We start from the raw sequence: 14,637 nt of genomic DNA, 5'->3' as shown, positions 1-14,637 counted from the left end.
TCGGTGATTTTAGATTTTTGAATAAAGTGGTGCAAATACAATTTTTATTGAATCAATGGATTGACCCCTCTGAAATTTCAAAATAGTCTCGTTTCTTCTTACATTTGCATCATTATGGGTATTGCAGAAAATATTCAGAGAATTGTTTCGCAATTGCCTGCCAGTGTGCGATTGGTTGCCGTAAGCAAGACCAAACCGGTTGAAGCTTTGCACGAAGCGTATGATTCCGGGCAGCGCATTTTCGGCGAGAATTATGTACAGGAGCTGTGTTCAAAGCATCCGCTCTTGCCTGCTGATATCGAGTGGCATCTGATTGGCCATTTGCAAACCAACAAAGTGAAATACGTTGCCCCTTTTGTATCGTGCATTCAGAGTGTTGATAGCGAAAAATTGCTGAAGGAAATTGACAAGGAAGCTCGTAAAAACAATCGGGTCATTGATGTTCTGCTTGAAATATCCATTGCGTCAGATGGCTCCAAATTTGGCTTTCAGCCCGATGACACATTTTTATTTCTTAAAGAGGGGCGTTATAAGCTTTTCCCAAATGTACGTTTCTGCGGTGTGATGGGAATGGGTAGTTTCAGCGATACAGAGTCTATAACCCGAATTGAGTACCGCTCACTGAAAATTGTATTCAATAAACTCAAAGTTGCCATTTTTAAAAACGAAGATGTTTTCAGCGAAATCAGCATGGGCATGAGCTATGATTATCACATAGCCATTGAAGAAGGCAGCACGCTGGTGCGGGTTGGTACTTCCATTTTCGGAGAGCGAAACTATAACCAATAAAATGAAAAAAATCTTTATCATCATACTTCTTGTGCTGACAGCAGACGGTTTTGCGCAGACTGTTTATTCTTCAAATAATTCCTGTGGAATAGTCAGGTATTTTTCAATGACCAATGTGGCTGAAGCAGTCTGGAATCAACCGAATGACTCAACCGGAGAACTTCATTTTTATGATCAGAAAAGTCAGGTGAGTTGTCTGGTTTCAGTTGGTATAAATCCGCTTGCAGAGCCGGTTTACATTGGCTCCTCTGACTTGTTTTCCGAAGTAAAAATAGATTTGAAAAGCCAATCAGCACTTCGATTAACAATAAAGGAAAAGCAGAATTCAGAACCGTTTTTTTTAACTCTTCCGGCAACACCAACTTCTATTGCAGTTCCGGTCGATTATAAGTGTTTCAGCGCAGTCCGGCACATTGCATTCGAAACTGAAGAAGGTCGCGATTCCGTATCTATGACCATAGAACACATGTATCCTGTACCTGCAGCAAACACCCCGAAGGCTGATTCATTGTGGTTTATCAAGGCCATTTGTTCCATGTATGAAGGATTGCCGGTCGATGCTGTTTATCCTGACGATATGATTAAAAATTTCGACATTTCATATATTCAGGATTATACTTCGATGTACGAAAGTGGTGAAGCCGAAATTGACGAATTTATTTCGAACTGGGAAATCTATGATGAGGTTTCGGTCCTTTTTCAGAAAAACGGATTACTCGGTTTTGTTTCAGCGGGATATGAATATACCGGAGGAGCGCATGGGCTCTATGGTTCGGTGAATTACACCTACGATTCACAAAGTGGCAAACTGCTTACACTGGAGGATATTTTTGTTATAAATTACGAATCAATACTTGAAACAGCCATCAACGATCAGTTACGTTCCGACCTGAATTTGGCTCCGGATGCGTTGTTGAGCGATGAAGGATTTTTCGTGGAGGTAGTGACTGCAACGCAGAATTTCATATTGTCTGAAACCAGCATCACTTTTCACTATAATGTGTATGAAATAGCACCATATGCGGCTGGCAGCATCGACATTACCATTCCGTATTCTGATCTGAAATCAATAATCCCTGCGGGCGGAGTGATTGAGCGGATGATGGAGTAAACCCATTTTCCATCCAATCAATAAAACGGCACAGTCCCCGGATATTTGCCGGTGTGCAGTTCTTTCACTTTTTCAAAAACCAATTCTTTCAATTTGCTGATATTGTCACCTTTTTTCGCTGAAATAAAAACAGCAGGAGTGTCAATACGGCCTACAATGCTCTCCTCGAGCAGTTGCTGCGGTGTTTTGTCGGTTTCTTCGTCCAGGAAATTTTCCTCGTGTTTATACAAATCAATTTTATTGAAAACAATGATGACCGGTTTGTCACCGGCACCGATTTCAAGCAATGTCTTACTCACGGTTTCCATTTGCTCTTCGTAGTTGGGATGCGAAACATCGACTACATGCAGCAGCAGATCGGCTTCGCGGATTTCATCGAGCGTCGATTTGAACGATTCAACCAGATGATGTGGCAATTTACGAATGAATCCAACCGTGTCGCTGAGCAGAAATGCAAGCGCGTTATAAGTGACTTTCCGAACCGTGGTATCGAGTGTTGCAAACAATTTGTTTTCAGCAAAAACTTCGGACTTCGAAATTACATTCATCAATGTGCTTTTACCAACATTGGTGTACCCAACCAGTGAAACGCGGATCAGTTTTTCGCGCTGTTTACGCTGAGTAAGTTTTTGTTTGTCAATGTCCTTTAGTTCTTCTTTAAGTAATGAAATTCGTTTGCGGATAACACGACGGTCGGTTTCGATTTCTTTTTCACCGGGGCCCTTCATCCCAATGCCACCGCGCTGTTTCGAAAGGTGAGTCCACATGCGGGTGAGGCGGGGCAGGATATATTCGTATTGTGCGAGTTCAACCTGAGTGCGCGCATAAGCAGTTCTGGCGCGAAATGCAAAGATATCCAGAATCAGGTTGGTGCGATCCAGAATTTTGCATTGGACTACTTCTTCAATGTTGCGGAGTTGTGTAGGTGTTAGTTCATCATCGAATACGATGATGTTGATTTCGTGCTCTTCGACATAATGTGCAATTTCTTCGAGCTTGCCTTTGCCTACAAACGTGCGTCCGTCGGGTTTTTCGAGTCGCTGTGTAAAATGTTTTACAACAACGGCATCGGAGGTGCGCGCCAGAAAATCGAGCTCCTCTAAGTATTCAAGCGCTTTTGTTTCGGGCTGCTGATATGTTATGAGTCCTACAAGGATTGCTCTTTCCTTAGGTTTAGCAGTAATGTTGCCTTGTGATTTCAATGCGTGCTTTGATTGGTGTTATTAGTTGCAAAAGTACGGAAATTACGTCAGCCGTGTTGTGGTTTCGGTGCTGGTGTGATTTTACCCGGATGTTAAACCACTTCGAGGTTTCAGATGCTGTATTTATTATTTCTTGTTGCCGACGGAGAAAAGCACCAGCATGGCTGAGATGCTTAGCATATAAGCTACTGTTATTGTGTCTGGTTTTTCGCTGAAGTGAATGATCAGCTGATAGACAGATAATCCAAAAAGGAAAAAGGCGCTGACCACGGTCATTGCGGGTTTCGAGAGGAAGCCGCCGACAAGGACAAGTACGGAAAATATTGCAAATGCGCTTGCAATGTAGAATTCAACACTGTTGTAATCAAAGGCACGTATTGTTTCGAAAAAGAAAACATATGTGAAAAGCAGCATGGTAAGCCGGATGAGCCATGCAGCAAACGGATAGAATGCTTTTGCTGGTTTCATATCTAGAGTGTTTTAAATCCGATGATTTCGCGAACTTCTTTTATGGTTTTCGAGGCACTTGCCTGCGCTTTTTCACGACCGGTTGCAGCCACTTTCGACAGATAAGCGGTGTCGGAAGCGACGCTCAGAATGCGTTCGCGAATGGGAGAAATAAACAGGTTCATGTCAACAGCCAGTTGTTTTTTCAGATCGCCATAGCGAATGGAACAATTGGCATACGACTCGCGGAAAAACTTCAAAGTGTCTTCAGCCGAAACAATTTCAAGCAATGAAAATAAATTCTGAATTGACTGTGGCGGTGTCTGATTTTGTTCTGTGGGGCCGCTGTCGGTAACAGCACGCATGATTTTTTTTGAAATCGTTTTTTCGTCATCAATCAAAAAAATGGCATTGCCTTCGCCTTCCGATTTTCCCATTTTGCCTCCGCCATCCAGTCCCGGTACTTTTACGAGCTCGGCGCCGAAATTAAATGCTTCGGGTTCTTTAAAATATTCTGTTTTGTACAATCGATTGAAGCGATTGGCAAATGTGCGGGTCATTTCAAGATGCTGTTCCTGATCTTTTCCAACCGGAACTTTGTCTGCGTGGTGAATCAGAATATCAGCAGCCATCAGGGATGGGTAGGTGAGCAGCCCGGCATTCACGTTATTTGGTTGCTTGCGAATTTTGTCTTTAAATGATGTAACCCGCTCCAGCTCGCCCAGGTAGGCATTCATATTGAGGAACAAATACAATTCGATGGTTTCTGGGACATCGCTCTGAATATAGAGGGTTGCTTTTTCAGGGTCAAGGCCGCAGCCGACAAATTCTGCTAAAACCTGACGTACATTGTAGTTCAGATTTTCCGGCGTTGGATGTGTTGTCAGACTGTGATAATCAGCTATAAAAAAATAGCATTCATTTTCTTCCTGCAGACGCACAAAATTCTTGACTGCGCCAAAATAATTACCCAGATGAAGATTGCCCGTGGGGCGGATTCCGCTTAATATTCTGCTCATTGTTCCTGTGATTCTTCTTTTTCCTTTTCGATTCTGATGTCTTTTATATTCAGCTGCAGCGTGGTATTGCCGTTCCATTCGTTTTCTTCGAGTGCATACACGATGTCAAACGGTTTCTGGCTTTCAATCTGCGTGAAATATTCTCCAAGCTGAAATGCGATACCTGGCAATCCAACGCCTTTGTAGTGGCTTTGGGTCACCATCAGTTTAATATGGTTGTTTCCTACAAGTTTCGAGAAGCCATTGTCGTACACCCTGTTTGTTTGAAATACAGGATTCATATTGCCTGGGCCGAATGGCGCAAATTGTTTGAGTACAGAATAGAATTTTTTCGTGACTTCATTAAAATCAAGATATGAATCCACTTCAATTACGGGGATCATCATATCATCCGAAATTTTGGCCTGTGCAAATTCATCAAACCGCCTTCTGAATGTTTCAAAGTCGGACTCTTTGAGGGAGAGCCCTGCGGCATAGGTGTGTCCGCCCCAGTGAATGAGCAGATCGCTGCAGGTTTCAACAGCTTCGTAAATATCAAAATCCTTGATCGAGCGCGCACTGCCAGTAATTACGCCTTCATCGTTGGCTCTTGTAAAAACAATGGTGGGTTTGTAATAGTGTTCAGTGAGGCGTGATGCAACGATACCAAGAATTCCTTTTGGCCATGCAGGATTAAAGAGGACCGTCGATCGTCGTCCTGCATCGTCGAGTGATTCTGCGATAGCTAAAAGTGCTTCCGTTGTGGCGTTTGAATCAAGACTCTTGCGCTCAATATTGAGGTTGTCAATTTGAGTGGCAATGATGTCGGCCTGATCTGCATTTTCGCTGATCAAAAGATCTACTGAGTTTTTACCGCTCTGAATGCGGCCCGCAGCATTTACGCGTGGCCCAACAATAAAAACAAGGTCGGAGATGGTTATTTTTTTCGTGAACGAATAGTCGGTTTTGTAATAACTATCGGGTCTGCGTTTAACACCAGCGGTTCGAAGAATGGCTTCAATTCCAGCACTTGGGTTGGAATTAATCATTTTCAATCCGTAGAATGACAAAATCCTGTTTTCGCCAATTACCGGAACGATATCCGCAGCGATGCTTAATGTTACAAGATCGAGAAGTAGTTTTAGTTCGTCAAAGGGAATACTAAGTCTTTGAGCAAGTCCCTGCATTAGTTTAAACCCAACGCCGGCACCCGAAAGCTCCTCAAACGGATAATTACAGTCTTTTTGTTTAGGATCGAGGACAGCCACAGCATCCGGAATATCATCGCCCGGCCGGTGGTGATCGCAAATGATACAGTCAATGCCTTTTTCAGTGGCATACAGTACTTTTTCCTGATCCTTGATGCCGCAGTCAACCGCAATTATAAGCGAGCAGCCCGTTTCCGAAGCGTAATCGATTCCTTTTATCGAAATCCCATATCCTTCTGTAAAACGGTCCGGAATGTAATAATCAAGTGGCAGTTTGAAACGCTTCAGAAACTTATAAACGATGGCTACTGCGGTAGTGCCATCAACGTCATAATCGCCATAAAGCAAAATGGATTCTTTGCGGTCTATTGCCAAAACAAGTCTGTCAACGGCTTTATCCATGTCCTTCATCAGGAAAGGGTCGTGGAGATTTTCGATACTGGGCCGGAAGAATGCTTTTGCCGAATCATATGAATCAATGCCGCGCTGTACAAGTAGATTAGCCAAGGTTCGATTCACGTTTACCTGTTCCATCAACAGGCGTATGAGTTCCTCATTTCCCTGATCCTTTAATATCCACCGTTTTGCAAGCATAATTCTGAATGATGTGCAAATGTAAGATAATTTAAATGACTTTGAAAAGATTATTTTTGCATTTTATTACCTGTTATGAAACTTGTTTTTGCAACCAACAATGCCCATAAACTCGAGGAAGCACGCCAAATATTATTGCCCTTTGTTGAGGTAATCAGTTTGAATGATGCGGGCTTTTTCGAAGATATTGAAGAGACCGGTCTGACACTGGAGGCGAATGCTTCAATCAAGGCTACAACTATTTTTGCTGCAACTGGTTTGGATTGTTTTGCCGATGATACCGGGCTCGAAATTGAAGCACTTGATGGTCGTCCAGGTGTCTATTCGGCACGCTATGCTGGTCCCGGCCATGATTTCAGCGCAAACGTTGATAAGGTTCTTGAAGAATTACAAAACGAATCAAATCGCTGTGCCCGGTTCAGAACTGCGGTGTCATTGATCCTTGACGGCAAGGAATTCTTTTTCGAAGGTATTGTCGAGGGATCAATAATGTTTGAAAGGGCTGGTACTGGAGGCTTTGGTTATGATCCGGTTTTCAGGCCTGATGGTTTTTTGAAAAGCTTTGCCGAGTTGAATTCTGACGAGAAAAACGCCATCAGTCACCGGGGCAGGGCATTGGCGAAAATGGTTGATTTTCTGAAAACACTCAATTCTTGAGCCGACATTGGGAATGAAAGCTTTTCTACAGCAGTAGCCAACTTGAATTTCCTGCTTTTTACAGATTAATTTGCGGCATCGTTTGACAAAACGGATGATAATGCAGTCATATTGCTGTGAATATTTTCGTGGGGGGGATATTTTCAATTTTAAAAGCTACTGTTATGAGATCAATGAAATTGATGTTTCAGTTTGTTATTGTCTTGTCGCTGATTTACGGATTCAATCCACAGAAGGTTGTGGCACAAAACAATGTGGGAATAAATCCAACAGGGGCTTTGCCCGATCCATCAGCAGCGCTTGACATTGTTGCTGCCGACAAAGGATTGTTGATTCCACGTATGAATGCTGCGCAGAGATTGGCTATTGCATCTCCAGCCAACGGCTTACTGGTTTACGACACAGATTCTATGTGCGTGCTCGTTTACCGGTCGGGAACCATGTCGTGGTTTTCGCTTTGCAGCGGAGGTTCCGGTGGAAACGGCCACAATACCTTAACAGGAACAGCCATTGAGCCAGCGGGAGTGAATTGCACTTATGGCGGTGCGAGACTTGATTTCGGTGTTGATTTAAATGATAATGGAGTTTTGGATGCAGCAGAAATTTTGCCTTCGCTAACGCAGTATGTGTGCGACGGATCTCCTGGTGCAACCGGAGCTCAGGGTCCAGCCGGAAGTGGCCTTAATACGGTCGCTTTAACCACGAATGAACCAGCTGGAGCCAATTGTCAGTATGGTGGAGTAATGCTGCAGTTTGGGCTGGATGCCAATAGCAATGGGATCCTTGATGCCGGAGAAATCAATCCGGCGCTATCGCGCTATATCTGCAACGGTTCACCGGGCACCTCCGGCGCACTGGGCTGCACCAATGCCAATTATGTACTAAAAAACGACGGCACACAGATAGTTTGCAGTCAGATCTTTGATAACGGAACCAATGTCGGAATCGGCACTGCAACTCCGACCCAAAAGCTGGATGTTCCGGGCAATGTAAAGTTTTCAGGGGCTCTGATGCCGAACAATAATCCGGGAGTTACGGGCCAGGTATTGGTATCGCAGGGTTCCAACACAGCCCCGGTCTGGCAATCAATTGGCAATGTAATTCAGGTCTTAAAAGCGACATCCACCCGAACACTGATTAGTTCAACAACGTTCGCCAGCATCGGAGGATTGACTCTTTCGTTTACGCTTTCCACCAGTGCGACTGTTCTGGTTTCAACTTATGGATCTCTTGAAACTACATCAGCATCCTATTACGGGTCAGGGGTTATAGTCCAGGTATTTCTTAACGGAGTGGCGGTGAATGACATGTTTCAGACCATTGATGTTACCGATCCATCCGGGTTTACCAACACCATCGCTCCCTGGTCAATGACTAACACCATTGTGCTGACACCTGGGAACCATACCATCAATGTGAGAGCAAAAAAATATGCATTCGATAATTTCTATGCAGGGGGAAACACCACCGCTCCCAATCCAAATGAAGGTGCGTTGATTCTAACGATTATTCCTCAATAGACATTGCTGGCTGTTTTGCTTGTGGTAAATGAATTGTTAATTGTTAATTTTTTGATTTCAAATGCAATTTTCACTATTAAACCAATTAAATAGTACAGAATCTAAACTTTTGATAAAAATCGGTTTAGCTATTATTTCTGCAAGAATATTTGTTTCGGATTTTTCAATGTAACGGTTAGATTATGAATGTAATACGATTTGTTTCTTTCCTGATTTTGAGCATTGGTTTGTTTGCACAAACTGTGTTTGCACAGACAGTTGTAAACAATGGAAACGGGATAGTAATTTCACCGGGAGCATATCTTGTTATTGGCGGCCAATATGCTAATCATTTTGCATCGCAGGATGGGTTTGTTGATAACGACGGCAATATGATTGTGTACGATGACTTTATCAACAATGCCGGGAATCAGGTGTTTGTCAACATAGAAGCTGTTCCTGACGGCAATATTATTTTGCCTTCCGGAGGTCAGCAGCGGATTGACGGCTCATCTCCGACACGGTTTGAAAATCTTACTGTATCCGGAGGGACGAAGATTCTGGATGCTGCACACGCATTTGTTGCAGGACAATTCACTATTGCAGCTGTTTTCGATCTCAACTCGCATCTCCTCGAACTGGAACAGGCATCTCCAGGAGTTCTGAATTATCAGAGCGGATATCTGTATGCCGAAACAGAGCCAGCAGCAGGACTGGGAATTCTTCGCTGGAATATTGACTCACAGACAGGGACATTCGGAGTTCCTTTTGGAAGTGGACTGAGCGGGCAAAACGATCTGAATGTAAATTTGACCATTACTCAGCCAGCTGCCGGAATTGGCTCCATTGATTTCTCAACTTATCCGACTACCTCTGCGAACAGCCCACTTCCAGACCTTGTGCCTTCGCTTGACCCGTTCGATCCAGAAGTTACGGTTAACAGGTTCTGGCTTGTTGAAGCCAGGCAGACTTTGAAACCATCCGGACAATTAGTTTTCAGCTATACTGAGGCTGATATCCACCCAATGGATGAAAATACACTTGGGGCAATTCGTTTCAACCATGACATGATTGTCTGGGACGATCTGGCCCCATCAGGTACTTCAAACCCTGATGCCAATAAATATACTACAGATCTGATATTGCCTGAAGACTTTTATAAAGACTGGACGCTGACTGGCTCTGTATCAGAGGATTTCATTTATATTCCCAACTCATTCTCTCCAAATGGCGACGGCGCCAATGATTTCTTTTGCCCTATTATTGGAAATAATGAAATGCTGAGCGAATATTCATTCAGCATTTTTGACCGATGGGGTACACAGATATTTTCGTCCGAAAAACAGGGCGAGGGTTGGGATGGATTGTTTCAGGGCAATGAATGCATGCTGGATGTTTATGTTTATAGTTTCAAATACAGAAATGTAAAGGGAAATTTGAAGAGCGTTTTTGGCAAAGTAACGGTTGTAAAGTAAAATGCAATGATATTTCAAAAATACACACATAAAGCAACTAAATATACCGACTAAATGATCATTAGCATTAACTCCCGAGTAAATGACGGAAAACCTGTTAAAGTGTTTTATAACAATTATTTTCAAAGTGTCTTAATGTATATTATTATACAAGTTGAAGAATATGTAAAAAGTATAAATACATGTTTTCAGGTGATAAAGAATGATATTATATCAGATTTATTTCTAATTTTGTGCTCAATTTTCAAGTTTAAAACTGTTTTTCAACAGCGGATTTTTAAGTTAAAAACCATATTACATGATTAAAAAACTTTACCCTTCGATTTTAGCAGTAATTCTGACAATGTTTTTCGCTGTGGCATCGGTCATTAGCGCAAGCGGGCAGTCTGTGCTTACGAATAAAGGAGGACTTAGCATTGCCGGAAACACTACCATTACGGTTGTAGGCAGTGTTGAAAACAACGCGGGTGCAATAGTTGATGAAATTGCAATCACTTCTGCCGCAGTTGTATCCGATGACATTACCAACAATGGCACTATTGCCGGTCGTGGTACAATTACGCTGAACGGAGACTGGATTAACAACAACACATTCACATGCTATACTGGTATTGTGAATTTTCTAGGAATCAATCAATTGCTGACTGGTTCTGTTTCCAGCACGTTTTACAACCTGAATCTGAGCAACAGCGGTATCAAGACACAGACAATCGATCAGACGACTACAAATATTCTGAGTCTGAACAGCGTTGAATTGGCAACTGCATCTTTTACAATGTATGTTACCAATCCCAGCACAGTGGCGATCACTCGGGTGAATGGCTTTGTCAGCAGTACCATTGGTGGCGCACTGAGTCGTGTTACCAATTCAGTTGCATCTTATTTGTTTCCTACCGGATCATCAGTTGGCACAGTACGCTACAGGCCAGTTGAATTATTGCCGGCAACGACAGCAGCAAACACCTACGAAGTGCGCATGGCCAATTATACGCCAACTACCGAGACTTTTAATATAAATACTAAAGAAGCTATCATTTGCCAGGTGAATCCTTTGTTTTTTCACATGCTGAATCACACCACTGGAGCTGACCAGACAACTGTTAAAGTCTATTACGACAACACCGCCGACGGAAGCTGGGATGCAATGGGAAACTGGCTTACAGCACCCTCTGCTCAATGGTACGAAATTGCCGGTTCTTCAACCGCTGTTGGAGCTCCTTTATACGTTGCAACTGCAATTAATCAGACACTGCCTGCTTCAGAACGTCCGGTGGCGCTTACAAAGCATGCGCTCACTGTAAATCTTGGCAATGACACAACTTTCTGCTCGGGCAACTTGCTTTCTTTAAATGCAGGTAATGCAGGCGCTTCATACAATTGGTCAACTACTGCATCAACCCAGACTATTAACGTAAATACTACGGGTAGTTATGTTGTTACAGTCACAAACCCGGTAAACAGTTGTCAGACTATTGATGCAATAAACGTAACGGTTAATGCACTTCCTGGAATCACCGCAACAGCGGCCGATCCTGATTTTTGCATAGGCGGCAATACAAATATTACCGCTGGTGGCGGATCATCGTACAACTGGAGTGGTTTGGGAACCAATGTTTCTTACGCAGTCAATCCATTAACAACCACGGTTTATACAGTAACGGGTGTCGGAGCAAACGGTTGTTCAAACACCGCAAATGTTACGGTGACAGTTAATCCTCAGCCCGCAATCACGGCAACAGCTGACTATCCCAGCCTTTGTACTGGCGAAAGCACACCGATTACCGGTGGTGGGGGCAGTAATTATATTTGGGATAGCGGACTTGGTGCAGGGACAACGCATACCGTTTCCCCAGCGGCAACAACAACCTACAATGTTACAGGAACCGATATAAATGGCTGTACAAATACGGCTTCAGTTACAATAACCCTGACCACTGCCCCTGCAGTTGCAGCTTCAGCTGTATCGCCATCTATATGTATTGGTTCGTCAACTACCATCAGCGGTGGCGGAGCCTTGAATTACACATGGGATAACGGTTTGGGGGCCGGGAGCTCTTTTGTTGTAAACCCAGCTGCCACTACTACTTACAATGTTACAGGATCAAGCGCTACCGGTTGTTCAGCGACTGCTGATGTAACGGTAACAGTAAACACGATTCCTGCCATTTCAGCTTCAGCTTCAATACCCACTGTTTGTTCGGGAAGCGGTACTACCGTAAGTGCAATCGGTGGCGCTACTTATAATTGGGATGGTCTCGGAACAAATTCAAGTTATACAGTAAACCCAATTACCACCACTACTTATACGGTTACAGGAACTTCTGCCGCAGGATGCTCTAATCTCGCAACTGTAACTGTCAATGTAAATAATTTGCCGACAATAACAGCAGCCGCAACTGATCCATCGCTGTGTATTGGCGCCAATACGCCTGTCAGCGCTGGTGGCGGCAGTTCATATACCTGGGACAACGGACTTGGCGTAGGTATCAGTCACACAGTATCACCTCTAACCTCTACGACATACAATGTAACAGGAACAGATGGGAACGGCTGTACAAATGTTGCCAGTGTTCTGGTAACGGTTAATAACTTGCCAACCATTTCTGCCGTAGCTGCATTTCCTGATTTGTGTACTGGAGAAAGCACATCAATTACCGGTGGCGGAGGCAGCTCTTACATATGGGATAACGGATTAGGCGCGGGTGCTACCCAAACGGTTACTCCTGGAGCTACCACTACCTATCAGGTCACCGGTACGGATGTAAACAGCTGCGAAAATACTGCATCGGTTACCGTTACCGTTTCAGCGGTTCCAGTGGTTACGGCCGCTGCAGATTTTACTGCCATTTGTAACGGAGCATCGGCTACGCTGACAGGTGGTGGAGCAGCGAATTTGTCATGGGATCAGGGCCTGGGAGCCGGAACTACATTCACCGTCAGTCCAATTGCAACCACAACCTATGCGGTAACCGGAACCACTGCATCGGGCTGTTCTAATACTGCAACGATTACTATTGCCGTTAATTCATTGCCAACCATTGCAGCTTCGGCTGTCGATGCTGACATATGTTTTGGAAATAATACAACAATCAGTGCCGGAGGCGGCAGTACATACTCATGGGACAATAGTCTGGGAGCAGGATTGTCGCATACAGTAGCTCCGGCGGCAACAACCACATATCAGGTGACAGGTACCGATGTAAATGGTTGTACCGGTACATCAACCGTAACCGTAACTGTGAACAACCTGCCGGCAATAACTGCCAGCGCCACTGATCCTACGCTTTGTGTTGGTGAAAGTACTGATATTACAGCAACTGGCGGAACTTCATTTGCCTGGGACAACGGGCTAGGCGCGGGATCATTACACACAGTGACACCAGCAGCAACAACCACTTACAATGTTACAGGCACTGATGCAAACGGATGTTCTGACGTATCAAGTATTATCATTTCTGTCGGAACCATTACTGATGCTGCAATGAATCCAGCGGGACCATTTTGCACAAGCGGGACCAATGAGATTTTTACAGCAATAAATCCGGGTGGTACATGGAGCGGTCCAGGGATGGTAAACACTTCGACCGGCGAATTTGACCCTGGTACGGCTGGCCCTGGAACACATCGCATCATTTACACATCAGCGGGCTCGTGTACCGATTCAGATACAATGTATGTTGTTGTTAATGGTGTTATTGCAGCAAACATCAATCCCGCAGGACCTTTCTGCGAATTTGATGCAAATGTCCCAATGTCTTCTGCAAACCCAGGAGGTACCTGGAGCGGTACGGGAATTACAGATGTAAATGCTGGCTCTTTTTCTCCGGTTATTGCGGGAGTGGGAACTCATGAAATTGTTTATACCACATCGGGACCTTGCCCCGACAGCGATACTATTCAGGTGCTTATTACTACACAGGCCAATGCATCCATTGTTGCTGCAGGACCTTTCTGCGACAACGTTTCTTCAGTTGCTCTTGCCGCTGCTCAAAATGGTGGTAGCTGGAGTGGTCCTGGTATAACCAGTTCTGCTGCAGGTACTTTTGATCCTGCTGTTGCCGGAGACGGTTCTCATTCTGTAGTTTACACCATTAGTGGAGCATGCGGTGATTCGGATACAACAACCATTGATGTAAATGAAACCCCGGACATTGTTGTGAACTGTGTTTCAGAAACGTGTTATGGTGCAAACGACGGATTTGCCTTTGTTGATATTACAGGTGGTTCCGCACCTTACAACACCACCTGGGAGACCACTGAGACGACAGATTCTATATTCCTTCTGGCACCAGGCACATACGATGTTTCTGTAACCGACGCCAATGGCTGTCTGCGAATCGCCAGTGGAACTGTTGATATTGCAACGGACTCGTGTTATACTCCGCATGTTTATATTCCAAACATTTTCTCTCCCAATGGAGATGGAAACAATGATATTTACCTTGTTCAGGGAAAGGGCATCACCAGCTTTACTTTGCATATCTATGACCGATGGGGTGAAAAAGTTTTCGAATCAGATGATCAGAATGAAGGGTGGAATGGTGAATACAAGGGCAAACCAGTTGAACAGGGTGCTTATCCCTATGCGGTTTCGCTGATATTTGAAGGAGAAACAACGGTGAAAGAATACAACGGATATATAACCATAGCAAGATAA

10 protein-coding genes are annotated in these 14,637 nt (G+C 44.1%); 6 read left to right on the top strand and 4 right to left on the bottom strand.

Going from position 1 to position 14,637, the window contains the following annotated elements:
• Positions 1 to 114 precede the first annotated feature (114 nt).
• Positions 115 to 789 (top strand): YggS family pyridoxal phosphate enzyme, encoded by a 675-nt coding sequence (locus A2W93_01225; protein ID OFY55700.1) that lies wholly within the window; start codon positions 115 to 117, stop codon positions 787 to 789.
• Position 790: 1 nt separating this feature from the next.
• Positions 791 to 1,900 carry a hypothetical protein gene (locus A2W93_01220; protein OFY55699.1) on the top strand — a complete coding sequence of 370 codons (1,110 nt, stop codon included), beginning with the start codon at positions 791 to 793 and terminating at the stop codon, positions 1,898 to 1,900.
• A gap of 17 nt (positions 1,901 to 1,917) precedes the next feature.
• Here the strand turns inward: A2W93_01220 and A2W93_01215 are convergent, their stop codons facing one another.
• From A2W93_01215 to A2W93_01200, 4 genes are all read right to left on the bottom strand, one after another.
• Complete coding sequence (locus A2W93_01215; GenBank protein OFY55698.1) at positions 1,918 to 3,102, bottom strand: GTPase HflX; 1,185 nt, start codon at positions 3,100 to 3,102, stop codon at positions 1,918 to 1,920.
• A 126-nt stretch (positions 3,103 to 3,228) separates the two neighbouring features.
• Positions 3,229 to 3,570 carry a hypothetical protein gene (locus tag A2W93_01210; GenBank protein ID OFY55697.1) on the bottom strand — a complete coding sequence of 114 codons (342 nt, stop codon included), beginning with the start codon at positions 3,568 to 3,570 and terminating at the stop codon, positions 3,229 to 3,231.
• Positions 3,571 to 3,572: 2 nt separating this feature from the next.
• Entirely contained in the window at positions 3,573 to 4,568 is a 996-nt protein-coding gene (locus tag A2W93_01205) for a tryptophan--tRNA ligase (GenBank protein ID OFY55696.1), read from the bottom strand.
• A complete protein-coding gene (locus tag A2W93_01200; GenBank protein OFY55695.1) occupies positions 4,565 to 6,349 on the bottom strand; it encodes a single-stranded-DNA-specific exonuclease RecJ in 1,785 nt (594 codons plus the stop codon). Before A2W93_01200 ends, A2W93_01205 begins: the two co-directional genes overlap by 4 nt.
• A gap of 75 nt (positions 6,350 to 6,424) precedes the next feature.
• On the opposite strand from A2W93_01200, the gene A2W93_01195 reads away from it, so the two are divergent.
• The 4 genes from A2W93_01195 (at position 6,425) to A2W93_01180 (ending at position 14,637) form a co-directional block, all read left to right on the top strand.
• A complete protein-coding gene (locus A2W93_01195) occupies positions 6,425 to 7,006 on the top strand; it encodes a non-canonical purine NTP pyrophosphatase, RdgB/HAM1 family (protein ID OFY55694.1) in 582 nt (193 codons plus the stop codon).
• A gap of 173 nt (positions 7,007 to 7,179) precedes the next feature.
• Positions 7,180 to 8,526 carry a hypothetical protein gene (locus tag A2W93_01190; GenBank protein ID OFY55693.1) on the top strand — a complete coding sequence of 449 codons (1,347 nt, stop codon included), beginning with the start codon at positions 7,180 to 7,182 and terminating at the stop codon, positions 8,524 to 8,526.
• Positions 8,527 to 8,708: 182 nt separating this feature from the next.
• A complete protein-coding gene (locus tag A2W93_01185; protein ID OFY55692.1) occupies positions 8,709 to 9,980 on the top strand; it encodes a hypothetical protein in 1,272 nt (423 codons plus the stop codon).
• Between the two features lie 298 nt (positions 9,981 to 10,278).
• Positions 10,279 to 14,637 (top strand): hypothetical protein, encoded by a 4,359-nt coding sequence (locus tag A2W93_01180; protein OFY55691.1) that lies wholly within the window; start codon positions 10,279 to 10,281, stop codon positions 14,635 to 14,637.

This window comes from Bacteroidetes bacterium GWF2_43_63, from assembly GCA_001769275.1.
GTDB lineage: Bacteria > Bacteroidota > Bacteroidia > Bacteroidales > DTU049 > GWF2-43-63.
The sequence above is the reverse complement of the archived record's forward strand: the minus strand, read 5'-3'. Positions and strand labels throughout refer to the sequence as shown.

Coding starts and splice junctions, on each gene's coding strand:
- A2W93_01225 (OFY55700.1), top strand. CDS start 115: ATGGGTATTGCAGAAAATATTCAGAGAATTGTTTCGCAATTGCCTGCC.
- A2W93_01220 (OFY55699.1), top strand. CDS start 791: ATGAAAAAAATCTTTATCATCATACTTCTTGTGCTGACAGCAGACGGT.
- A2W93_01210 (OFY55697.1), bottom strand. CDS start 3,570: ATGAAACCAGCAAAAGCATTCTATCCGTTTGCTGCATGGCTCATCCGG.
- A2W93_01205 (OFY55696.1), bottom strand. CDS start 4,568: ATGAGCAGAATATTAAGCGGAATCCGCCCCACGGGCAATCTTCATCTG.
- A2W93_01200 (OFY55695.1), bottom strand. CDS start 6,349: ATGCTTGCAAAACGGTGGATATTAAAGGATCAGGGAAATGAGGAACTC.
- A2W93_01195 (OFY55694.1), top strand. CDS start 6,425: ATGAAACTTGTTTTTGCAACCAACAATGCCCATAAACTCGAGGAAGCA.
- A2W93_01190 (OFY55693.1), top strand. CDS start 7,180: ATGAAATTGATGTTTCAGTTTGTTATTGTCTTGTCGCTGATTTACGGA.
- A2W93_01185 (OFY55692.1), top strand. CDS start 8,709: ATGAATGTAATACGATTTGTTTCTTTCCTGATTTTGAGCATTGGTTTG.
- A2W93_01180 (OFY55691.1), top strand. CDS start 10,279: ATGATTAAAAAACTTTACCCTTCGATTTTAGCAGTAATTCTGACAATG.